Source organism: Rhodopirellula sp. UBA1907 (assembly GCF_002337565.1).
Classification (GTDB): domain Bacteria; phylum Planctomycetota; class Planctomycetia; order Pirellulales; family Pirellulaceae; genus Rhodopirellula; species Rhodopirellula europaea.
Genome location: NZ_DDGH01000098.1, coordinates 96,812 through 118,967 on the forward strand (window position 1 = coordinate 96,812; position 22,156 = coordinate 118,967).

Below are 22,156 nucleotides of genomic sequence, written 5' to 3' on the forward strand. Positions count from 1 at the left end.
AAAGAGTCCTCGTTTTTGCGTGAGCCGATCGAAGGCATGAGCGATCCCACTCAGTTTTCGTTGTTTGATTCCGACGATGACAAACCCGCGAAGGTCACCGCACCGAAACGCAAAACCGCCAGGAAGAAGCGTAGTTCTTCCAGCAGCGACGATGCGATTTCGATCAGCGAACTGACGCGTCAAATCAAATCGACGGTCGAATCGGGGTTTCCGGGCGTTTGGGTCGCCGGTGAGATCACCGACATCGCACGTCCACGAAGCGGTCACCTGTATTTCACGCTGAAGGATGAACGCTCGCAAATTCGAGGCGTGATGTGGCGAAGTGTTGCCGAACGATTGCCCTTTGAACTGGATGACGGTCAAAGCGTTCTCTGCATGGGCGATGTGGAGGTCTACGCGGCGCGAGGCTCTTATCAACTGGTCGTTCGCAAATGCCAACCTCAAGGCATGGGCGCGTTGCAACTCGCGTTTGCTCAACTGCAGGCGAAGCTACAAGCCGAAGGTTTGTTCGAACCGGAGCGAAAACGTTTGCTGCCGCGAGTTCCGCGGCGTGTCGCGATTGTGACCAGCCCCACCGGTGCAGCGATCCAGGATTTCTTGCAAGCCGCCGCGCAGCGCCACGCGGGCATCGAAATTGTGCTCATCCCCGCCAGCGTCCAAGGACCGGGAAGCGTCGAGTCGTTGATTGACGGGATGCGAGCGGCCCACCGGATGCGGCCCCAACCCGATGTCTTGATTGTCTCTCGCGGTGGCGGATCACTGGAGGATCTCTGGTCATTCAACGATGAGCAATTGGTCCGGGCGATTGCGGCATCGAGAATCCCGACGGTCTCGGCGGTTGGACACGAAATCGATGTCACCCTTGCGGATTTGGTCGCCGACGTTCGAGCGTTGACCCCGACCGACGCGGCGTCGCGTGTCTTGCCGGATCGCGAATCAATGGTTGCGGCACTGGATGCACTTGGTCAGATGATGGCGACCAACTTGTTCCGGCGGATTCACTCCGAGCGTCAACGATTGGAAAACTGGGAATCTCGCCCGATTTTTCAGAACCCGTTTGAGATGGTTCATGATCGCAGCCGAGAGCTCGACGATTGGGACGAACGTGGACTATCCGCGATTTGGCGACGGCTGGAAAAAGCTCAAGCGAAACTTGCGACCGTCGCGGCGGCACAATCCGCCTTGTCACCGCTCGCCGTGCTTGCTCGTGGTTATAGCGTGACGCAAAACGATGCCGGAAAGGTTGTCCGTACCACCGACGATGTTCAGCCGGGCGAGACGCTGCGCACACGGCTGACTGATGGTGATGTCATCTCAGTCGTTTCTCGGCGCGAATCGAAAATAAACACACCCGAGTCGGCTTAGCCGTCGTCGGTCCAATCATTCCCACCAACCCAACTCGAACATGATGCGTTCATTGCTCTGCATACTGTTTCTGATTTCCTCGGCCGTGTCGCTACTCGCGGATTCGCCGGATTCGAAAAAGCGTGCTTGGGAAACCATCGAAACGAACGGCCATCCAACCGCGCGTCATGAGGCGGCGCTGGTCGGTTTTCAGAACAAGCTTTATTTGCTGGGTGGTCGCCGCATCAATCCGGTTGATGTCTACGATCCCGCGACCAACGTTTGGACGGCGAAGTCCGAAACACCATTGGAATTGCATCACTTCCAAGGAGTCATTGTAGAAGACGCGATCTATCTGATGGGAGCGATGACCGGGCCTTATCCGAGAGAGACTCCCCTTGAGAAAGTCGTTGTCTATCATCCTTCCGAGGATCGTTTCGATTTTGTTCATTCGATTCCGGAATCACGTCGCCGCGGAGGAGCGGGGGCAATCTTTTACGATGGTTGGATCTATCTGATAGGCGGGATTACCAACGGTCATGTTGATGGTTGCCGTCGTTGGTTTGATCGCTACGACCCCAAAACGGGCGTGTGGGAAATCCTGCCTGATGCACCGCATGAAAGAGACCATTTTCAAGCCGCAATCATTGGCAATCGTTTGTACGCCGCGGGCGGGCGAGTGACATCAAAACGTGATAACGCGGTTTTCTCACAAACGATCAGCAAGCTCGATGTTTATGAATTTGACGCTGGCAAATGGCTATCGCCCGACCAGTGCCCGGATCTTCCGACCCAGCGTGCGGGCAACAGCGTCATCGCGATCGATGGAAAGTTGGTCGTCGGTTGCGGTGAGAGTGCCGATCAAAAACAGGCTCATGACGAGGTCGAAGTTTTCGACCCCGAAACAAAAACCTGGTCAGCATGGCCGTCTATGAACCAAGGGCGACATGGCACAGGATTGGTTCAAATTGGCGAAGCGTTGTACACCGCATCAGGAAGTGGCAATCGCGGCGGCGGGCCCGAACTTGAATCGACCGAACGGTTGTTGCTTAAGGAGTAGACTTCAACACCGGAGGCGTATTCATTGCCTTCGCTGACGATTGCTTGCTGCATCGACTGGTTGAATCGCGGCGGGCATCTTGCCAGCAATCGGTTTGTGTGGTGCAAGCTTACCGTTCATCAGCACAGGGTAACGGCTGTGCTTTGGCATCGGTCCCACCCAACCATGCCCAATACGATTCGGCGTTGGCACTGGATCAAAGTGGACCCGATACTGAACGACCCAGTACCAGCGATCATTGTCAGATCGTATCAGAGTGGCTCCCGCGAGATCAAAAACGAATGTGTCAGTCCTGCCATCGGGTGCAATTCGTTTATGAAAATTGTACGCAATCTGAATAGCATCCGCGGCTGATACGGGGATTGGTCCGGCTCCAGGCTTCCATGCCGGTGTTGATTCCAAGGTTTCTTCGGTCACTGAGAAAACCAATTCGGAGCCAACGGGCCGAAACTGCTTTGCTTGCAACGACGAACTGGTCAACAGGACCAAAAGACAAGTGAGGGTTGGTCTCATCAGAACTACCCAATCGTGAAAGTTTCGGAGGCTATTTGACTTCGGTATCTATCTCATCGAGTTGAAGCATCGAGATGACGACCTCGCCATAGGAGTCAGCGTCGTCTCCCTTCTCCAAATTGGATTGGGTGTAGCAACCCGCTTTGAAGTAGCACCCATCACGTGATACCGTCCAATCCATCTGCTCTTCGCCGTTGTAAGAGACTCGGACGTGTCCGTCCCCAGCTTCAATCCGCAGATCGAACTTGGTTCCCAATTGGTAGTGACGATCCATCATCACTTCGCCGACATCGTTGCGTTCGACGAACAACTTCTCGCCTTCCAAACGCACCATCATCAAGTCGTCGTCCGCGTCGTGAATTTGGGCGCACACGACATGCTGCTTCTTTCGCGGGGTCGCGGTGATGGCGACCCGCATGGTCATCGTGTGGATTGTTCTGTCGTCCGTGCTCCAGTCTGCCCGGCTGACTCGGTCGGGAGCCATCTCGCGAAGCTCTGAACGAGGAAAACTGGATCCCTTCGTGGTGACGCCGCCGCAGTGAGCGCGGAAGACGACTCCGCCCCGTTCTGTGACGTGAAAATATTCCGGGTGCGAGAAACTGGCCAACTCAGGTTGGCGAATCTCCAGCGGTGTTCCCCGTTTTTTTGACTCGATTGGCAATGTCAAACGCCACCGCGAGAGATCGAGAGCGTCGGCAGGCGTCTCCGCCACAACCGTTGGCATCGAAATCACAAACAAGCAAACAGCCAGTAGCAAACGCATATGTTGACTCGGGTGAGATGACCAATTGGCGAACGAAGAACGTCCACCTGAGATCGTTCATGGTACTCAACTGAGAGTCGCGACTGATGGCGGTGATCAATTCTCAACTGCGAGAAACAAGCTGACTCGGTATGCCCGTTGTGAAGGTGCCGAGTCACTGGGATCGAAACGAAACGATCAGATGATTTCCGTCCGGCGTGTGGATCGGATCTGACGTGGAAACGTTCTCCGGGATTCCATCGAACGTTTGCGGTGTTTCAAGGAGGTCGATTGAGACCGCGATCGGAAAGATTCGGTCACCGACTGTGCCGGCCATCAGGAATGAGTCACCGTTTGGGTTCCAATTGTACGAACTTCCGTGCAGCAGCCCCGCGTCCATCGTGTCACCGGTTCGAACCACCAGGCTCGAGATACCTTCGTCGACTTGGATCACCCCGGTCGCCAGCTCATTCGTGTCTTTGAGGGGTCCGCCAAATACCACGCGACGTGAATTATCTTTTGCCCACTCGAATTGGACACTCAATTCCCCAAAGGGCGAGTCATCAGGCGAAAAGATGTTGGTGGTCGTTTCACTTTCAATATCAAATAGACGCAAGCACGATTTCGGAACTGTAAGACCGTTCTCGTTTTCGCCCCCAAAAAACACAATCGATTTGCCGTCCGGTGACCAACGTCCACCCCACGCCCCTCGATGGGCAACCATCATCCGATTGCCACCATCGATATCCATGATCCAGATTGACGTTCCCTCCGCACCATCGGTGTTCGTGTAGCGTCGCGGACGGCTGAAAACCAAACGTTTCCCGTCGGGTGAAAACGACGGCAAAGAACCGTCGATGATATTGGTTGTCTTTTGTCCATCAAAGTCGACAATGACGATCTTGGACTCTTGCCGTGTCCTCTTGGGATCGCTCGTCCACGCGTCAAAAGCAATCCATTTCCCATCGGCCGAGATCTCGGGTTTTCCCTGGCTATCGAAACGCTCTTTCAGTTCTTCGTCCAAAACCAGCGGTCGAATCGGCGTTCCGTCTGGTTTGCAGAGATGCAGGATTTGGCGTTCGGGCTGGGTTGGATCGACATCCAAAGCATCGTTTCCACTCGCAAAGAATGGCGACGCGAGCAGTCCAAACAGCGAGCAGCAAATACAGATAGACTGACGTAGGTGACGCACGGTATCCCATTCCTTCAAGTTTGAGTGCTAGGCTGAATCACCATTTCACGCAGCCCGGGGGCGGGGTGCGGAAACGGCCCTGCAGAGCCGCAGTCTATCAACTTGTGGACGTCCGTTGGGACGGGGATGTGTTTTTTCGCCCGTTTTGGCGGGTTCCGCGAATCGTCAGGCGAAATTCGCGGCGATGCCGGTGCGACTTATCAACGACTGCCTGTCAGAGCGGTTTGATCGAAGTGCGTTGCCAGGATCTCTGCTGGTGGAATAGGACGGCCATAGAGATAGCCTTGGACCTCGGTGAAGCCGTGCTCCATCACACATCGCATTTGCTGCTCGGTCTCAATGCCTTCGGCCGTGGTGGCCATGCCCAAGCATTTGCCCAGATTGGCAATGGTGCTGACGATCGCCATCGCATCGGCTTGGTTGAGGTTTTGGACGAATGAACGGTCCATTTTCAGCTTGTCGAATCGGAATTGTCGCAGGTAGCTGAGCGATGAATAGCCGGTGCCGAAGTCGTCCAGCGCGATGCGAACACCTTGGGAACGAAGTGCGTGCAGCTGATCCAATGCATCCAGGCTTTCGCCCAAGAGCACTGACTCGGTGATTTCGATTTCGAGCCGTTCGCCTGCGATGCCAGATTGTTCGATCGCTGCCGCGACGCTCTTTGGTAGCGTCCCGCCTCGAAATTGAATCGCTGACACGTTGACCGCGACTCGAATATGATCGGGCCAGTTGCAGGCTTCTTTGCAAGCTTCCAGAAGCACCCAGTCACCGATTTGTCGAATCAGACCGGTTTCCTCCGCCAACGGGATGAAGTCCAAAGGAGGAACCAGCCCGCGTTCTGGATGCTCCCAGCGAAGCAACGCTTCGAACGAGCAGACTTCATTGGTGTTCGGGACCAACAAGGGTTGGAAGTGGAGGATGAACTCGTCGTTGGCAATCGCCGCACGCAGATTCGCTTCCATCGTTTGACGCTGACGCAGCAGCTGGTCCATCCCTTTTTCAAAGTATCGAGCGCAATCACGTCCGTCCGCTTTGGCTCGATACATTGCGATGTCAGCATTGCGAATCAACTCATCCGCGTCGCAATTCTCATCCGGCGAACCGCAAATGCCGATGCTGGCCGTCACACTGAATGGCACGCCATCCAACAACACAGGCTCGGCAACCGAAGCTTGGATGCCGTCGGCGATGGATTCGATGGATCGTTGAGTCGGATTGTGGTCCAGCACAACCGCGAATTCGTCACCACCCAAGCGTGCAACCAGCCCAGCTGCTCCAACGACAGCGGACAATCGTTGTCCAACAATTCGGATCAGCTCATCGCCGGCTGGGTGTCCCAATGTGTCGTTGATCAATTTGAATTGATCGAGGTCGATGAGCAAGACGGCTGGCCGTTGCGAACCTGCATTTGCAAGAGCGTCACGCAAGCGGTCGTTGAACTTGATTCGATTGGCCAGTCCAGTCAAACCATCGTGCAGTGCAACTCGCTCCAGCTCAGCGGTGCGAACTCGTACCAGTTCTTCAAGCTCACGATGTTTCAGCCCGGCGGCGCGTGCCGAGTCCCACTTGCAGGTCAACGCGACGGCGATCTGAAGGACTTCGACATCGTCAAAGGGCTTCTTAAGAATCAACAGGTTCTCTGTATGCCCCAATACTGACACAGCGTGTTCCCAGGAATGGTCGCTGTAGGCGGTGCAAATGACGATCTGCAATTCGGAGTCAATCTTCCAAAGTTCAGCGATGGTCTGCAGCCCGTCCATTCCAGGCGGCATCCGCATGTCGACAAAGGCAAGCGAATAGCGATCGTCTTTGTCGACCGCTGACTCGACCATTTTCACGGCATCCAATCCTTGGTGCGCTGAATCAAATCGCAGCCCATCCTGCTGACCTTCCTCTGACACGTCGTCCATATCGAAGTCATCGATGTCGGGCAATTCAGTTGGCCGAGGCGTGAAGATTTTTCGAAAGTCCGCGTGGATCGAAGGATTGTCGTCAACAATCAACACTCGGTGCGACCTGCTCAATTTCAAAGTATTCATACAGCTAGCTCGGTGTTCTTGGTGCTTGTTTGTTCGTTTTGGACAATTGGCAAATTCAAATCAAAGCGGGCCCCGCATCCAGGACCTTCACTGAACGCGGTCAATTGGCCACCCATTTCGCCAGCGGTGTTCGCACTGCTGTGCAAGCCGAACCCGTGGCCTTCCGTTTTGGTGGTGTACCCGTGTTGAAAGATCTGTTGCAGGTTTTCAACTGGAATTCCAATCCCGTTGTCGATCACGGAGATTGTGTTGGAGCCTTCCTGACGGGTTGCGCGGACAATGATTTGCGGATCGGGAATCTTGTGCTCAACCAAGGAATCTTTCGCGTTCTTGATCAGGTTGATAACGATCTGCAAAAAGCGATGTTTGTCGGTCAAGATCAACCGGTCAGCCTCATCCAAATCCAACGAAATCTTGATGTCGTGATTCATCAAGGACGCCTTGTTCGCGGATAGTGCATCTTCGATCAGACCACGTAAATCGAGTTCTTGAATCATCTCGGACGAGCTGGCCATGGATTGCTGAGCGGAAACGATCTCCTTGATGTGCTCGATGTTCTTGACCAAGTCGGTCAGTTCACCATCGATCGTTTGACGCTCTCCACTGAGTGCGTGGGTGACCCGTTGGACGTAAGCGGGAATCTTCTTTCCGCGTTGATCTGATGTCACGAACTCTGGGAAGGTGCTCTCGTGTTCTGCGATCAACGCCGACACCTTCTCCAGGTTGGCCAACGCACTCTTGGAGCACTGGTTGCGAATAACCGAGACCGAAACGTTGACGCTGTTGAGAATGTTGCCGACGTTGTGGAGAACACCAGTCGCGATCTCCGCCATTCCCGCTTGCCGCGAAGCATCAAGCAATTCCTGGTTCAAGCGAACCTTTTCTTGTTCCTGTTGAACTCGCTCCGTCGCATCCGCTTCGATGGCGATGAACCGTCGAACGACACCATCTGCGTCATGAATGGGACGGACTTCGATGTCTACCCAGTACGGTTCGGCGTTCTTTCGATAGTTGATGGTTTGGACATTGAAACCGGATCGGCTCGCGATTGCATCACGCATCACCAAGCAAACCTTTGGATCGGTCTGCGGACCATGCAGGAAGTCCGAAGGGCGTTTGCCGATGACTTCGTCGGCTGAGTAGCCCGTGATTCGCGTGAACCCTTCGTTCACCCACTCGATCGTCGCGTCAGCATCCGTGATGATGACCGCGTTGTCGGTGTACCGAGCGACGAGAGCAAGCTTCTCTGTCTCCGCCGTCTTTTCGGCCAGTAAGTCATATGCTTCGGATAGCTCTTTGGTGCGTTCAGCGACCTGTTGATCGACCGACCGTTTTGCAAGTTCAATTTCCGTTTGACGAACGCAAAGCTCCCAAACTTCTTTGCGAAGTCGGTAGCATCCGGGGGCCAGAAACGCGACTTCGAACACTACCCAAGCAGCGTGTTCGATCCATCGATAGGGGCTCTCGGTCATGATGCCGAACACCGACAACGGGTAGAAGACGCCTCGGACAAAGTGATCCAAAGCGACAACCGCCGTCGCGCTGATGAGAATCCGCCAATCGCGATAAATGCTGAGGATTGCCAGCGATGCAAAGACGTGAAAATGCGTTTCGATCCGTCCACCCGAAAGGTGGATCAGAAGGGCCGACCAAAGCATTTGCACGACCGCGACAACGTGGCGTGTCGATGCTTCACGCGGAAACATCCGCATCCACAAAATCGCGAATCCGGACAAGGACATTCCGATCAAAAACGCTGCCCAAACGTGAACGTGGACTTCGTTGCGTTGTCCAATCCATGTCAGTGGCGAAAGGAACGCGGCGAATGCCAATCCCAACGCCCATTGTCCGATCATGATCCAGGTCATGAAACGGTGGACCCACAAGCATTCATGCTCGTAGCGTTTTTGGAACAGTTCGTTTGTTGCTGCGATGCCCGCTGGACTTTGCATGATCAGGCACCTTCGCTGGGGCTAACGATCGCACATCCAAAGACCGGCCATTTAACACGCTGGTTTGATTCGCCGTTGATGCTGTTCAGGAACGCGGCACCGGAGTCGCAGCTTCCCTCGTGCCCACGTGACGGTGTGATACCACCACTGAAACTCAGCCTTGCGTCGTTGTAGACGAGCACATGTCCCGATGTTGCGACATCAAACTGCCGAGATGCTTTCGCGTCATGGTCAGCAACAATGGATACATTGCCAAACGACCGCAATTTGTCTGTCGTTTCCGATTCAATCCAGCTATCAACTTCGCCGGATGGAATGAATGCGTATGCGACGATGTTTGGTTGCGACGCGAATGATGCGATCATCCTTTCCATGCATCGAATCGTCGCTCGCGTGCATGGGCAATGCGGATGATAGAAGATCAAAACCGTTGTTTGATCAGCACCTCGGAATGGTTCCTCGCCTGACAAGCTGCACGGCAACAACTCCGGCACGGACTGGCCAACTTTGCCTGGTTGGCTGGAGTACGACACCAGCTGTGTCATTCCTATCAACCCTGGCAAGAGCAGCATTGAAAGAGCAATTTTCCAACCCATGGATGCGATCGACCTAACGACGAGACACTGTTCGATTCGGGCAGGCTGACGTCCATGCTGGTCGCTAAAGATCGTTGCGTGCCCACTCTATTGAGTAAGAACTTTGCACGTGGCAAACGACGTGGTTGGTGCGGATTGCGTTGTGACTAGCAGATGGACCATTTCGGAGGCCGATCTGGACGATCATATCGACGTTGCTACCTTTGCCGCGGGACAGAACCACCCGCGATGCAGTGCGTGAATCCCGCCACAACCGATGGTTCGATTGTAGAGTCGTTTGGACTACACCTCGCTCTGCGGCTTGACGCAAAACCAGTTTCGCCTAGTCTGACTGGCCGACCAGCGCAGTGACCCACCATGAGCGGACATGGCGTGGCAATGCGTCTGGGACGTTACGCATTTGAAGCTGATTCCCACATGCTAGGAAGCAGATGGTTAGGCGTTGAACTTGTTGAAGTCAGCCTGCATGAGAAATTGATCTCGGCAGTTGGATCTGCCTGCGCGATCTACTGTGTCTTCTACGTCACCAACCTCTGCCTACCCGGCCTGGCAGCGACGGGCGTGATTGCGTCGATGGGAGCCAGCGCGGTGCTGTTGTATGCGGTTCCGCATGGACCGTTGTCTCAACCTTGGCCCCTGGTCGCGGGGCATACGCTCTCGGCATGCATTGGTGTGACGTGCTACCAATGGATCAGCCACCCGGCATTGGCGACAGCACTCGCGGTCGGAATCTCCATCGGACTGATGTACCAACTGCGTTGCATTCATCCGCCAGGAGGGGCGACCGCGTTCACCGCAGTCATGGGCGGCGAAGCCATTCACGAGCTTGGTTACATGTACGTCTTTTGCCCGATTCTGCTGAACGTGGCGTTGATGCTAACGCTTGCCGTGGTGATCAACGCACCGTTCCGTTGGCGACGCTATCCGGCCGGTTTGTTTCAGTCTGAACGTGCTGACGACGCTCAGCAACGTGTTGGCTCGGCCCCGTCGCACGAACAAGTGTTGGCAGCCATTCGTTCACTCGACTCGTTTGTCGACGTGAGCGAAGAAGATCTGATCCGACTCGTGCGTGAGTTGGGCAGTGCCGATGAATTGCTGTTCAAATTAAACGAGCATTCTCAGCACAAGGTTTCGTTGAGTGAAACAGAGAAACGCTCGATCGAACTCACCGAGCAACCGGACGAGATCCTGAAGCGAAGGCTATCCGGCAACTCGGATCAAATGCTGCGATAGCGGCCTGTTGATTTAGTCGCATACCGAATGACAACAGTTAGCCGTTGGGCGTTGGCGTTTGACTAACCGCCGCTAAGGACTGAGTCGAAAATAAGTGGCATAGGCTTCCAGCCTGTCATTGCCCGGACCGCAGGCTGGAAGCCTATGCCACATTTCAATCCGACACTTGTTCTTCGCTCGTTGCGAACGCGGTACGGTTCATGAAATCAGCAGCCCGTTCACCCCGGTTCCCAGCATTGATTTGACGATCATTCAACTTTTCTGCAATTGCCGATCAAACCCACCGACGCAAACATCACTTGCGAAAATCGTTTGCATCGATGTGGTGTCGTTTGAGAAGCTTGTTCATGCCTTGGCGTGACAGCCCTGCTTGACGTGCTGCGCTGGCGATCACGCCGTGATGCTTTCCGAGAAGCTGAATCAGGTATGCTCGGTCGGCGGTGTCGAGAGCCTCATCGCGAGAAACTTCGGCGAGATCAAGTGTTTCGGAAGGTTTCTCGTTGATCGAATCACGAAGCGGTTTCGGCAGGTCACTCGCCTCGATTACAGGGCCTTTTGCAAGAGCCAATGACCGTTCGACCACATTTCGAAGTTCACGAATGTTTCCGGGCCATCGATAGCTTCGGAAACACTCCAAAGTTTCGTCGGCGAACGAAATGGGATTGTCACCGGTTGGTTGATGTTTCTGCAGAAACGCATTGGCCAGCAGGATCACATCCTCGCCACGATCTCGCAGCGGCGGCAACTCGATGTGCACTACCGCCAAACGGTAGTAGAGATCATGCCGAAACCGTTCAGCATCAACTTCCTGCTGCAAGTCACGATTCGTGGCACAAACGAATCGGGTGTCGACCCGGATCGGTTGACTGTCACCGACCGGCGTGAAAGTTTGCTCCTGAATGACTCTCAACAGCTTGGCTTGCGACGACAACGGCAACTCGCCGAGTTCGTCGATAAAGGCGGTGCCTCCGTCGCAAGCTCGCAGTAGCCCAGCTTGGTCTTTCACGGCACCGGTGAACGATCCTTTGATATGGCCAAACAGAGCGGACTCGAACAGCGACTCTGGAATTGAGGTGCAATCGATCACCTGCATCGCATTTTCTCGCCGATGACTCCGGCAATGGATCGCTTTCGCGATGACCTCTTTGCCCGTCCCGCTTTCTCCGGTGATCAGAACGTTGGTGTCGCTCATCGCCACACGTTCAACGATCTCCAGCACTTCCAGCATCTTGGGACTCTCACCGATGATGCCGAGATCTTTCGACCAAACCGGTGAATTCGCAGACGAGTGGTCATCGCTGGGTGACGGAGCCTCGCTATCTTCGATTGCTTTCCGATTGCCCGCCTGAGAGATTGATCGCTGGACTGCCGTGAGCAATTCTTCCAGCTTCACCGGTTTCAATAGGTAGTCGGTCACACCGAGTCGAACACTTTCGATTGCCGATGGCAGTGAAGGGGCTCCCGTCACGACGATCATGGGCACGTCGGAGTGTTTGGTGCGTCCTTCTTTCAACAGCTCAAACTTCAGATTGCCCGGCATGTTGAGGTCAGAAAGAATTAAATCGAATTTGTGTTCCTCCAACACCGAGATCGCATCGTTCGCGTCTTCGACGCATAGGCATTCGTACCCTTCTTCGCGAAGGAATTCCGCCGTTGTCTCCCGAAAGAGCGGTTCGTCGTCCGCAATCAAGATGCGTTGAGCGGTTGTTGTATTCAATTCTCTTCTGGCTCCATCTTCAGGCATCTCGGTAGTTGGACGCAAAACTCAGTTCCTTCATTTGGTTGGCTAGAAACGTCAATCGTTCCTCTCATCGCCTCGATCAGACCGCGGGTGACGGACAGCCCCAATCCCATGCCTTGTCCGACGGTCGTTGTCTTGGTGCTGAAAAATGGATCAAAGATCGAATCAATCACATCATCGGCGATCCCGCATCCACGATCGATCACTCGCAAGACCAACGTGTCGTCGTTCGCGGTCACGACCAACCGGACCTCCTGGCCCGGCGATGAAGCCTGGATCGCATTGTGCACCAGGTTCAATAGGATTTGCTTCAGTTCGCCTTCACGAAGCAAGACCTCATCCACGCCAAGCTCTTTTGAGGCAGGGAGCTCCGCCCGTTCCAGCTTGACCTTCACCTTGAATTTGCGTGACATCGGCAAAGCAAGCGACATCAGCTCTTCCAAACACCGACGAGCATTGAATACGTCGGCCTTTTGTTGACTCGGGCGATAGAGCTGAAACATTTGGTGCGTGATGCCACGGATTCGTTCAATCTCACCATCGATCAAATCGAGTTTGTCGTAGTGCTTCACATTGGATGGCAGATGCCGTTTCAAAAGTGCAAATGCGTTGCGAATCCCGGCCAGCGGGTTGTTGATCTCGTGAGCAACGCCGGCCGCAAGTTCTCCCAGCGCGGCCAGCTTCTCCATCTTGAGTCGATGCTTTTCTAGCTGAGCAATCTTGGCTGTCCGCATCTGTACCAAGTGTTCCAGTACGGCGTTCTGTTCCCGCAGTTGTTCCCGCATTTGACGACGCTCGGTCACATCGCGAAAACTTGCCCGGAAGCCAAGTGAATTGCCTTCGCGGTCAGTCATGGGCTGCCAAGATACGGCGACCCAGGAGGTGGATTGATCACGATGCAAGACTTTGAACTCGACGTTGTTGCCGGTGCTGCCCTTCGATGCTTCCTCCAGGTGACGCCCCATGCGTTCGCGGTCTTCTGCGGCAATCATCGGCAACGGATAGTCATCCATCGCGAGGCATTCTTTGGGTGTGTATCCGGTGAATCGCTCGACCGCTTGGTTCACCCACACAACCTGACCGTTGGCGGATTGCCAACTTTCCCAGTCCACCGTGCTTTCGGCGATTGCACGAAAGAACTCCGGCGGGATCGATTGCCCGCGATGAGGGAGGACTTGTGCCGGTAGGTCGTGTCTTTGCGTCATGAACTCATCGTAGTTGATATCGAGTCTTCACCGGCAAAATGGCGGGTGAACAAACGCCGTCACTGGATTGTTCCACTTTGCGAGGGAACATGGTTCGCAACAACCTTTCCGCCTAGCTCAATCGCGACGTGGGGGCGAGATATAGCAATGCAAGCTGACCGAGATCTACCCGGGGCAAGCGGGATTCGAATGAACTTCTACCGCAACATCACTTCGCTAAAGCAACGAAACTGACAACCGAAGTGGACACGCCGGAAACCCCGGTTGACGCTCCGGCTTCTCTCGTTGCGTTTCGAATTTCGGCTCCGAAAAAACAACCAGCTTCCGCTCGCGTCGTCGTACGCTCTTTTGCCCGCTTATATCTATGTCAAACATCGCCACCTGGTTCAGGCGGCATCATGGCGATGCTCGGAATGGTTCTGATCGGCATCCTACCTGCATCAGAGTCTTCGAAAGTGAATCCGGGTTCGGAAATCATTTCGGGAAAGCTCTTCGTTTGGGGCCAAACCGTTTTTCGAACCGTCGGAGGGAACTCTTACTGGAGGAGAAAGCCGATGCTGCCGGCATTGATTACCAGCCCGACGTCCCCAACGAATGAGGCGAAAGACGCCTCAGAAAAGACGGTCTATTTCATCGACGAATTAGGACCTGACATGTATGACAAGCAAAACACGCCGCCCAGCCAGCTTCTGACGGACGACGATGAAAAGAACTATGTCGTCGGAGTCATTTGCACCATGCTGGTTTTGCTGTTGCTGCCAGCGGCGATGATGTTTGTCTATCTGATCTTTTCCCCTGACGCATTCACCAACGGGATGACCGTGCGTCCTGATCTGCCATAGGTCGTATTCCCGCTCCATTTCTCGCCCAAGAGACCCCTCACACTGCTTGCATGAATCACATCGAAACTAGACTTCCGCTACCGATTCAACCCATTGATCGGTGGCTGCGTCCGTTTGCACGCTTCTTACACATCGAGGCGACCAGCGGGCTGGTGCTGATTTTGTGTACGGTGGTCGCCCTTGTCGCGGCGAACTCCTCTTGGGCGGAGAGCTATCTGGCGTTTTGGCACACCGATCTGACGATTGCCATCGGGGACATTGTCTTTCACCACTCCCTGCACCATGTCATCAATGACGGTTTGATGGCGGTGTTCTTCTTTGTGATCGGTTTGGAAGTCAAACGAGAGCTTGCTCATGGTTCCCTTTCGGATTTGAAACAAGCAACTCTGCCCATCGCCGCTGCGATCGGTGGGATGATTGTGCCGGCCACACTTTATGTTTCAATGCAGTACGGCCAACCTGGAATGCAAGGGTGGGGCATTCCAATGGCGACAGACATCGCATTTGTCGTTGGCTGTTTGGCGATCCTCGGTTCTCGCGTACCACACAGCCTTCGCGTGCTCTTGTTATCCCTCGCCATCGTCGATGACATTGGTGCAATTTTGGTGATCGCAGTCGGCTACACCGAGTCGCTGGACGGCCGCTATTTGTTCCTCGCTGCGGCTGCCGTCGGCGTGGTGCATCTGCTTTCGCGAATTGGAGTGCGTCGCTTTCCGCCGTATGTGATTGTCGGAATTCTTGCTTGGATTGCTCTTCACGAATCCGGCATTCACGCGACTCTGATCGGCGTGATCCTCGGGTTAATGACGCCTGCCACACCCACATTGGTTCCCGAACGGTTTCGTGAGTACTTGCACGAGAAGGAGCACGAATTCCAACCCAAGAAGTGGCGTCGCCGGTTGCACCGCGCCGAGGTGGTTCGAGAAGTCCAGCAACTCACTCGAGAAACGGTCTCGCCGCTGGAGTACTTGGAGTCATCGCTGCATCCATGGACCGCCTATGTGATCATGCCCGTTTTTGCCCTCGCCAACGCGGGAGTGTTGATTGAACCGGCCAATCTGGGCGACTCGGTCGCTATCGCGGTCGTGATTGGCTTGGTCGTCGGAAAACCACTCGGGATCGTGCTGTTCAGTTGGTTGGTGATTCGATTGGGCGTGGCACGTTTACCGAGCGGACTGAACTGGCCCATTTTGATATCGGGTAGCTTTCTCGCTGGGATCGGATTTACGATGGCATTGTTCATCGACGGCTTGGCGTTCGGAGACGATGGACTTGATACTGCCAAGACGGGTGTATTGGTCGGGTCCGCCATCAGTGCGATCGCTGGAATGGGGCTGCTCTTGTGGACTCTGCCAAAGCCAATTCGCGAATGAGTGAAGCTGGCGTCTCGCAAGATGATTTGAAATGGCGGAACGCTGCGATCGCAGGATCGATTTGCGGTCGCAGCGTTCCTACCGAAGGTCAGAGATTTAGAATGTCAACGAACGAAGCAGGATCGCAACCAAGAACAACAGCAAGAGAACGGTTTGTCCAAACAGGTAAACCGTTGGTGACTCGCAATTGGGTGCAACCAAACTCGTTTTGGTGACAACAATTTCTTCGTGGGGGTTTCGCATCAACATGGTTTCGATTCCAAGAATGAGAGAAGGCATTGCCCCGTCCGTGGTATCAACCTATTTCATTGCAAGCGTGATGCCGTCGCCTGGTATTCTGTGATTTTGCTTGGAAACACCGTGTATTCGCGTCAGAATGCTCTGCTTGCGATTCACCGATCCTTCCAATGCGTCAATCAACGTTTCCTCGCGTCAACCTTTCGCGACGCTTCTTCCTCCATTTGTCGAGGCAATCCCTTGAGGTCATTCACTCGCACGATCACGTTTACCGGCGCAATGATGCTGGGTTGGTTGCTGACTTCTGAGTTGGCAGTCAGTCAGACAAAGTCAATCGATGCTCCAGCGAAAAATGCGACGACGGCCAGCACGTCGGACGATAAGTCTTCGCGTGTTCATCCGAAAACGACGCTGGTTGAAGCGAGAACCCGTGCGGCCATCCTGCATGAGACGTTGCACGGAACTCTCCAGGTCATGCACCGCGACTTCTTCCGCGAAGACGAAGGGCTCAGCATCCCGTCTCGTTCCCTGGAAGATGTTTTTGCGGAGCTCGAGAAGAGCCACGGGATTCAATTGCGATGGATCGCGGTCGATTTGAAAGCGATGAATGTCGACAATGAACCCGAGACAGGCTTTGAAGAGCGAGCGGTGAAATCGCTGAAGACTGGTAAGCCGAGTTTCGATGAGACTGAGAAAGACGTCTACCGTTTCGCGGGAAGGATACGATTGTCCGCGACCTGCCTCAGTTGCCACGCTTCGCGGCGATCCAGCAATGACGATCGGGCGGCCGCTTTGGTGATCAGCATCCCGCTATCTCTGGATCCAAGTGATCCGTAATTGTTGAACGAGCATTGAAGCTGAAAACGCAATCAAATCTGGCATGGCTAATAGCGGCTGTTGCAACATTGGTCGCGATGCCAGGTGTTGAGATCGATCGGCTGAACTTACTCGCGGGAAGTGTCAAGTCGCTCAAGCAGAGCTGACTCCGGTTTGCACATTGTCAGGACTCAACCTTTCGTCCGTCGGGTTTGCATCCGTTGCCCACACGCCCATTCCCGTGCAATCGACTTCACCGCGGATGGTCGCGAAAGCTACGTCGGCTGCATCACGTCCGGTGCCGATTCGAACCAAGCCACCGACTGGTGCCAACCGAGTGGCATCAAAGAGGAACCAACGTCCGTCCAAGTAGGCTTCCATGAAACCGTGGAAGTCCGGCGGGACCAGATTGACCGCGTACCCGGACACGTATCGGGCAGGGATTCCCAACGCACGACACAAGCTGATAGCGACGTGCGCATAGTCTCGGCACACGCCCGCTCGTTGCAACAAGACATCGCAAGCGGTCGTCGTGGAATTGGTGCTGCCGGGGATGTAGGCAAGTTGCTCGAACGTCCAATTGCAAATCGCTGTGACGCGTGAATATCCGGGAACGAGGTGTCCGAACTCGTCAATCGCAAAACGATAGAGCTTGTCCGATTCGCAATATCGGCTCGGGTTGAGATACGAAAGAATGTCGCCGGGCAGCTTTTCGTAATCGGTTTCCATCAAGTCATTCGAGTCGACGGATTCCGTCTGCAGGCCCACGGTCGCCGCGTAGCGAATCTGCAGTTCTCCCGGAGGAGCGTTCAATCGAACGACCCGGTTACCCAGTGGGCTGACGTCGCATTCTTCGACCGGTGAAAACGGCAGCACCTCGAGCGACTCAGAAGTCACGATTTGGTGCGGATTTTTGGCGACAGAACAGTTCAAAAGGAAGATCGAGGGCGACTTCACGAGGTAGTTCAGTTGGCACCCGACATGGACGGTGTTCATTTCAGATCTTCGACGACGTTGAGAGACATGCGGAATCGCCTTCTATCGTACGAGGTGGACGAGACCGGCGAAGGAAGAATCCACCGCGGATTTTTGGGATTCGCCCAGGCGGATGGTGTCAATCGATTGCAAGGGGCCAGTCCAGTTCAGCCGGGCTCACCGATGACGGTTTCGAGCGCACTAGCGAACCCTCATTCCACGAGGTTTTTCTCGCGACTTGGTCGTCGAATGGCGGTCCGGCCATTCAAACATGCATTTTCCTGACACAACCGCAGTGGTTCACGCCCCGGAGGAACATGTTTCCTCTGATTTCCAGATCCCATTTGGACCGAGTGGTCAAAACTGAGGCAAGACGATGACTGATTTTCAAACACACACGATCGATTCCGCTCCGGAAGCCAGCAAACCACAACTGGAACACAGCCAGAAGGCATACGGATTTGTTCCGAATCTGCACGCCGCGATGGCGGAGTCGCCTGCGTTGTTGGAAGCCTATCGAACAATCGCGGGGATCTTTGATACGAAGACCAATCTGAATGCGACTGAGCGTCAGATCATCGCGATGACCAACAACCGGCTGAATGGATGCGAATACTGCATGGCCGCTCACACGTCGATCATGCAGTCGCTCAAGGTACCGGTCGACGTGATCGAGTCCTTGCGAACGGGCACACCGATCGCCGATCCAAAGCTCGAAGCACTTCGCGTCTTCGCTGAAAAGGTCAACGTCCAACGTGGTTGGATGGAAGACGGAGACATCGAAGCTTTGTTGGCGGTGGGCTACACAAACGCAACCGTTTTCGAGGTGATCGTGGGTACGGCCTACAAAGTGCTCTCGAATTACACCAATCACATCGCGGAAACGCCACTTGATGATGCCTTTTCAAAAAACGAATGGCACGCCGAAGCGTAGTTTGTGCGGTAGCACAGCAGACGGAAGATGCAACGCAAACAAGGCTGGTGCTATCAAGTGCCGCCGATTAATCAAGCTTGACAAAAACAAACACGGAAAAGGGTTTCGAGATGAATTTTGAAGTGAAAGACAAAGTCGTGCTGGTTACCGGAGCAAACCGCGGCATCGGCAAAGTGATTTTGGAAGAAGCCTTGAAACGCGGTGCTTCCAAAGTGTACGCCGCCGTCCGCAACAGCGACTCAGCCGATGACCTTGTGAACGAACACAGCGACCGAGTTGTCCCAGTCCAAGTGGACTTGGAGGATCCGGCATCCATCACCTCCGCCGCGAAAGTTGCAACCGACGTGGACCTCGTCATCAACAACGCTGGCGTCTTGAAGGTCAAGAATGCGCTGGATGACGACGCGATCGAAGCGTTGCAGTTTGAAATGAACGTGAATGTCTACGGTCTGATTCGTATGGTGCAAGCGTTTGCTCCCGTGTTGAAAGCAAACGGCGGAGGCGCGATCGCTCAACTGAACAGTGTGGCGTCGGTCAAAACGTTCGGAGACCTCACCACCTACTGCGCATCGAAATCGGCCAGCTATTCAATCACGCAAGGCTTGCGCGAAACTTTGCGTGACCAAGGCACACAGGTGGTCAGTGTCCATCCAGGTCCGATCGCGACCGAGATGGGCAAAAACGCTGGCTTCGAAGACGTTGGTGCACCGCCGGAATTGGTCGCCACCGCAATCTTTGATGCACTCGCGGAAGGACGCTTTCATGCTTGGCCCGATCCGATGGCACAGCAAATCGGGGAAGCCTACCAAAGCTTTGCAGAAAACGTGGTGGAAGCAGACATGCAAGAGGGCGTGGCCTGAGCCACGTCCATTTGTCACTTGATGTCAGCAACTCGGGCATGCCTCGTTCGCATGCCCTGTAGCTCACTTCCTGCGGGAGGCCTCCAGCTCATCTGGCTGGATCTCGCCGTCGCCGCTCGTGTCGATTTTTTGAAACATCCGCTCCGCATTCGAGATCGCTTCCTTCTTCGAAACGATCCCGTCACTGTCGCGGTCAATCTCTTTGGCGTGTCCCTTTAGAAATCCCGCCATTGCACTACGCGAACCGCCACGGCCAGAAAGTTCTGACTGGGTGAGTTGTCCATCGTTGTCGGTATCGTATCCAGCGAACGCTTTGGTCGCTCCTGCGTCGCGACGTCCTTCACCACCGCCCCGCTGTTGTGGCGTGTAATGTTCTGTTTCAGTTTTGCGAAGAGTCACGAATTGGAACGTCGCCGCGGCGTGATAGTGACGCTTGTCATGAGGACCTTTGTGCCTGTCAAAGTAGCGGCCCCGGATGACATCCATTTGGTGAACGGGCAGTGCATCAACACATTCATGCAGAGCGGCAAGTTTGTCGTCCCACGTGTCCCCCGCCAGCATGTTGATCGCTTCGAAATGCCGATCAACGACTGACAGCACTGACTCCTGCATCGCCAACGGGATGGTTTTCTGCTTTCGGTAGTGGGCCATCACAATGCGAGAAGCAATCCCACGAAGCCATGGGCCAAATGGACGTTCTCGATCGCACTCATCCAACTTTTGCCAAGCCACAATCATCGATTCCTGGAACAGGTCATCGATGATCGCTTCATCGCGAATCAGGCTGCGCAGATAGACCATCAGCATCCGCGAATTTTCGCGGGCCAGGATCTCAAACGCCAATCGTGTTTTCTGCTCTGTCAAACCTATCGCTCCCAACGAGTGAACACCAATACTGTCGATAGGGGACCGATTGGGGACAAAAATCCCTTCCGTTTTCCCGGATTGTCTTGGCTATTTGCGGTCCGACGAACCTCGATGTTCAGGCCGCACGTCTCGACACGCGGGTTGTGTAGAATGCGATCGGCTTTGCTGGATGCGAATAAGTCCCGTTCGATTTGCGAGCTATCTCGGCCTGGCAACGCTCACGGTCAGCGAGCGTCAATCGCGATACGAAATCGCTACGGTAAAAAGTTGCCGATATCGGCGAGCACCATCACTTCATAGAGAGACAACAATGAGAACGTGTTTTGCATTGACAATCACGACTTGGCTTTGCGCCACCATTGCCGTGACTGCGACGGCGAAGGAATCAGAGGACGGATTCGTCTCCCTGTTTAACGGCAAGGACCTGAGTGGCTGGGTCAAACGTGGTGGTTCAGCGAAGTATCGCGTTGAGGATGGTGCGATTGTCGGCGAATGCGTGCCCGACACGCCCGGCAATACATTCCTGTGCTCTGAGAAAGAATTTGGCGATTTTGTCTTGAAGCTTCGCTACAAATTTTTGGAAAGCGGAAATTCCGGCGTTCAATTCCGTTCTGCGTCGCGTGAAGAAGGAGAGCGTCAGCGGGTCTTTGGCTATCAGGCTGAAATGCGGCCCGGAGGCGACATGACCGGACGGATCTACGACGAAGGCCGTCGTGGGCACAAGCACGGAATCATTTGGCTGGACGCCTTCACACCGCAAGACCGTCTCGATGTGGCTCAGGAAAGCTGCCGAGAAGGTGAGTGGAACGAGCTCGAAATCCAGTGCGTGGGGCCGTCGATCAAGAGTTGGCTGAACGGGAAATTGGTCGTCGATATTTTTGATAGTTTCTCGATGAAGGGCTTCATCGGGCTACAAATTCATTCGGGCAAATCAGGTTCGGTGGCGTGGAAGGACATCCGCATCAAAGACTTGGGCGAAAGCCGTTGGCAATCATTTTTCGTCAAGAACGACGAACGAGGATACGAACTCGATGGTGCGAGGTTCGTCCTTCCTGAAGAATGGTCATTCACTGAAGAAGGCATCTTGCATGGCGTTCATTCGAAGAGCCAGGGGAAAGACGGTTTGGTCATTTCCGATGACAACTACGACAACTTCATCGCGCGGGTGACATATCGAATGCAAGGCGGCAACAGCGCGTTGTACTTCCGAGCAGAGGAAACCAGTGCACCGTGGGTGTTGCGTGGATTCCAAAATGAAATCGCGAACAATGGCAAGGACTCTGCTCTCTGGCATACCGCCGGAATCATCGAGGGGAAGACCATCCCAGGCCGCGGCTGGATCGTCACCAATGATGAGTTGGTCGAGAGGGTGCGCAACAAGGATGACCAATGGAATACAACCTGCACCGCCGCTTACGGCGATCGACTCGTTCAAACGCTGAATGGATTCTGCACGTCGGACATCATCGATGAAGAATGTGAGAAGACAGGCAAGCTCGGATTGCAAATGCATGGTGGCACCGACTGCGAAATGTTCTTCAAGGACTTTGAAGTCATGCCAATCACGAATGAGATGGCCGAGCTGATCGAGCGAGAGTGACATAACAACTCGCAGTTCATTCGCGTCTGTATCCT

Annotated in this window: 19 protein-coding genes; 9 read left to right on the forward strand and 10 right to left on the reverse strand. The window is 54.4% G+C overall.

Annotation, left to right across the window (positions count from 1 at the left end; genetic code table 11):
* Positions 1–36: 36 nt before the first annotated feature.
* Both xseA and B2R17_RS23935 read left to right on the forward strand, forming a co-directional pair.
* Entirely contained in the window at positions 37–1,365 is a 1,329-nt protein-coding gene (xseA, locus tag B2R17_RS23930; RefSeq protein ID WP_286765994.1) for an exodeoxyribonuclease VII large subunit, read from the forward strand.
* A gap of 40 nt (positions 1,366–1,405) precedes the next feature.
* Positions 1,406–2,404 carry a Kelch repeat-containing protein gene (locus tag B2R17_RS23935; protein WP_286765995.1) on the forward strand — a complete coding sequence of 333 codons (999 nt, stop codon included), beginning with the start codon at positions 1,406–1,408 and terminating at the stop codon, positions 2,402–2,404.
* Positions 2,405–2,948: 544 nt separating this feature from the next.
* On the opposite strand, the gene B2R17_RS23940 is transcribed toward B2R17_RS23935, so the two are convergent.
* From B2R17_RS23940 to B2R17_RS23960, 5 genes are all read right to left on the reverse strand, one after another.
* Positions 2,949–3,680: a polysaccharide lyase family 7 protein gene (locus B2R17_RS23940; RefSeq protein WP_286765996.1), complete on the reverse strand. Its 732-nt coding sequence runs from the start codon at positions 3,678–3,680 to the stop codon at positions 2,949–2,951.
* Positions 3,681–3,834: 154 nt separating this feature from the next.
* A complete protein-coding gene (locus B2R17_RS23945; RefSeq protein ID WP_286765997.1) occupies positions 3,835–4,851 on the reverse strand; it encodes a TolB family protein in 1,017 nt (338 codons plus the stop codon).
* Positions 4,852–5,051: 200 nt separating this feature from the next.
* Positions 5,052–6,890 (reverse strand): putative bifunctional diguanylate cyclase/phosphodiesterase, encoded by a 1,839-nt coding sequence (locus B2R17_RS23950; protein WP_286765998.1) that lies wholly within the window; start codon positions 6,888–6,890, stop codon positions 5,052–5,054.
* Positions 6,887–8,842, reverse strand: a complete 1,956-nt coding sequence (locus B2R17_RS23955; RefSeq protein ID WP_286765999.1) for a PAS domain-containing protein — start codon at positions 8,840–8,842, stop codon at positions 6,887–6,889. The genes B2R17_RS23950 and B2R17_RS23955 overlap by 4 nt, the downstream gene beginning before the upstream one ends.
* Before the next feature lie 2 nt (positions 8,843–8,844).
* Complete coding sequence (locus B2R17_RS23960) at positions 8,845–9,438, reverse strand: RedB (protein WP_286766000.1); 594 nt, start codon at positions 9,436–9,438, stop codon at positions 8,845–8,847.
* A gap of 417 nt (positions 9,439–9,855) precedes the next feature.
* Between B2R17_RS23960 and B2R17_RS23965 the strand changes: the two genes are divergently transcribed.
* Complete coding sequence (locus B2R17_RS23965; RefSeq protein ID WP_339886851.1) at positions 9,856–10,671, forward strand: HPP family protein; 816 nt, start codon at positions 9,856–9,858, stop codon at positions 10,669–10,671.
* Between the two features lie 295 nt (positions 10,672–10,966).
* Here B2R17_RS23965 and B2R17_RS23970 read toward each other — a convergent pair whose 3' ends face one another.
* Both B2R17_RS23970 and B2R17_RS23975 read right to left on the reverse strand, forming a co-directional pair.
* Entirely contained in the window at positions 10,967–12,388 is a 1,422-nt protein-coding gene (locus B2R17_RS23970; RefSeq protein ID WP_286766002.1) for a sigma-54-dependent transcriptional regulator, read from the reverse strand.
* On the reverse strand, positions 12,385–13,617 hold the full coding sequence (locus tag B2R17_RS23975; protein ID WP_286766003.1) for a two-component system sensor histidine kinase NtrB: 1,233 nt from the start codon (positions 13,615–13,617) through the stop codon (positions 12,385–12,387). The genes B2R17_RS23970 and B2R17_RS23975 overlap by 4 nt, the downstream gene beginning before the upstream one ends.
* Positions 13,618–14,171: 554 nt before the next feature.
* On the opposite strand from B2R17_RS23975, the gene B2R17_RS23980 reads away from it, so the two are divergent.
* Positions 14,172–14,459, forward strand: a complete 288-nt coding sequence (locus tag B2R17_RS23980) for a hypothetical protein (protein WP_039961913.1) — start codon at positions 14,172–14,174, stop codon at positions 14,457–14,459.
* Between the two features lie 50 nt (positions 14,460–14,509).
* Positions 14,510–15,832 carry a Na+/H+ antiporter NhaA gene (gene nhaA / locus B2R17_RS23985; RefSeq protein ID WP_286766004.1) on the forward strand — a complete coding sequence of 441 codons (1,323 nt, stop codon included), beginning with the start codon at positions 14,510–14,512 and terminating at the stop codon, positions 15,830–15,832.
* 96 nt (positions 15,833–15,928) lie between these two features.
* Here the strand turns inward: nhaA and B2R17_RS23990 are convergent, their stop codons facing one another.
* The gene (locus tag B2R17_RS23990) at positions 15,929–16,111 is read right to left on the reverse strand and encodes a hypothetical protein (protein WP_008657045.1); all 183 of its coding nucleotides are present in this window, start codon (positions 16,109–16,111) and stop codon (positions 15,929–15,931) included.
* A 198-nt stretch (positions 16,112–16,309) separates the two neighbouring features.
* Here B2R17_RS23990 and B2R17_RS23995 point away from each other — a divergent pair, with 198 nt between their 5' ends.
* Complete coding sequence (locus B2R17_RS23995) at positions 16,310–16,906, forward strand: c-type heme family protein (RefSeq protein WP_286766005.1); 597 nt, start codon at positions 16,310–16,312, stop codon at positions 16,904–16,906.
* Between the two features lie 132 nt (positions 16,907–17,038).
* On the opposite strand, the gene B2R17_RS24000 is transcribed toward B2R17_RS23995, so the two are convergent.
* Positions 17,039–17,881: a transglutaminase-like domain-containing protein gene (locus tag B2R17_RS24000; protein WP_008657049.1), complete on the reverse strand. Its 843-nt coding sequence runs from the start codon at positions 17,879–17,881 to the stop codon at positions 17,039–17,041.
* A gap of 355 nt (positions 17,882–18,236) precedes the next feature.
* On the opposite strand from B2R17_RS24000, the gene B2R17_RS24005 reads away from it, so the two are divergent.
* The gene (locus tag B2R17_RS24005) at positions 18,237–18,794 is read left to right on the forward strand and encodes a carboxymuconolactone decarboxylase family protein (RefSeq protein WP_286766006.1); all 558 of its coding nucleotides are present in this window, start codon (positions 18,237–18,239) and stop codon (positions 18,792–18,794) included.
* Positions 18,795–18,904: 110 nt separating this feature from the next.
* Positions 18,905–19,654 (forward strand): SDR family oxidoreductase, encoded by a 750-nt coding sequence (locus B2R17_RS24010; RefSeq protein WP_286766007.1) that lies wholly within the window; start codon positions 18,905–18,907, stop codon positions 19,652–19,654.
* 63 nt (positions 19,655–19,717) lie between these two features.
* Here the strand turns inward: B2R17_RS24010 and B2R17_RS24015 are convergent, their stop codons facing one another.
* On the reverse strand, positions 19,718–20,518 hold the full coding sequence (locus B2R17_RS24015) for a sigma factor (protein WP_286766008.1): 801 nt from the start codon (positions 20,516–20,518) through the stop codon (positions 19,718–19,720).
* Between the two features lie 313 nt (positions 20,519–20,831).
* Here B2R17_RS24015 and B2R17_RS24020 point away from each other — a divergent pair, with 313 nt between their 5' ends.
* On the forward strand, positions 20,832–22,121 hold the full coding sequence (locus B2R17_RS24020) for a 3-keto-disaccharide hydrolase (protein ID WP_286766009.1): 1,290 nt from the start codon (positions 20,832–20,834) through the stop codon (positions 22,119–22,121).
* The last annotated feature ends 35 nt before the right edge of the window (positions 22,122–22,156 follow it).

Excerpts from the sequence above, each read along its gene's own strand:
- nhaA (WP_286766004.1), top strand. The coding sequence starts at position 14,510 with ATGAATCACATCGAAACTAGACTTCCGCTACCGATTCAACCCATTGAT.
- B2R17_RS24020 (WP_286766009.1), top strand. The coding sequence starts at position 20,832 with ATGAGAACGTGTTTTGCATTGACAATCACGACTTGGCTTTGCGCCACC.
- B2R17_RS23990 (WP_008657045.1), bottom strand. The coding sequence starts at position 16,111 with ATGCCTTCTCTCATTCTTGGAATCGAAACCATGTTGATGCGAAACCCC.
- B2R17_RS23950 (WP_286765998.1), bottom strand. The coding sequence starts at position 6,890 with ATGAATACTTTGAAATTGAGCAGGTCGCACCGAGTGTTGATTGTTGAC.
- B2R17_RS24000 (WP_008657049.1), bottom strand. The coding sequence starts at position 17,881 with ATGAACACCGTCCATGTCGGGTGCCAACTGAACTACCTCGTGAAGTCG.
- B2R17_RS24005 (WP_286766006.1), top strand. The coding sequence starts at position 18,237 with ATGACTGATTTTCAAACACACACGATCGATTCCGCTCCGGAAGCCAGC.
- B2R17_RS24010 (WP_286766007.1), top strand. The coding sequence starts at position 18,905 with ATGAATTTTGAAGTGAAAGACAAAGTCGTGCTGGTTACCGGAGCAAAC.
- B2R17_RS23955 (WP_286765999.1), bottom strand. The coding sequence starts at position 8,842 with ATGCAAAGTCCAGCGGGCATCGCAGCAACAAACGAACTGTTCCAAAAA.
- B2R17_RS23935 (WP_286765995.1), top strand. The coding sequence starts at position 1,406 with ATGATGCGTTCATTGCTCTGCATACTGTTTCTGATTTCCTCGGCCGTG.
- B2R17_RS23975 (WP_286766003.1), bottom strand. The coding sequence starts at position 13,617 with ATGACGCAAAGACACGACCTACCGGCACAAGTCCTCCCTCATCGCGGG.
- B2R17_RS23960 (WP_286766000.1), bottom strand. The coding sequence starts at position 9,438 with ATGGGTTGGAAAATTGCTCTTTCAATGCTGCTCTTGCCAGGGTTGATA.
- B2R17_RS23940 (WP_286765996.1), bottom strand. The coding sequence starts at position 3,680 with ATGCGTTTGCTACTGGCTGTTTGCTTGTTTGTGATTTCGATGCCAACG.
- B2R17_RS23980 (WP_039961913.1), top strand. The coding sequence starts at position 14,172 with ATGCTGCCGGCATTGATTACCAGCCCGACGTCCCCAACGAATGAGGCG.
- xseA (WP_286765994.1), top strand. The coding sequence starts at position 37 with ATGAGCGATCCCACTCAGTTTTCGTTGTTTGATTCCGACGATGACAAA.
- B2R17_RS23965 (WP_339886851.1), top strand. The coding sequence starts at position 9,856 with ATGCTAGGAAGCAGATGGTTAGGCGTTGAACTTGTTGAAGTCAGCCTG.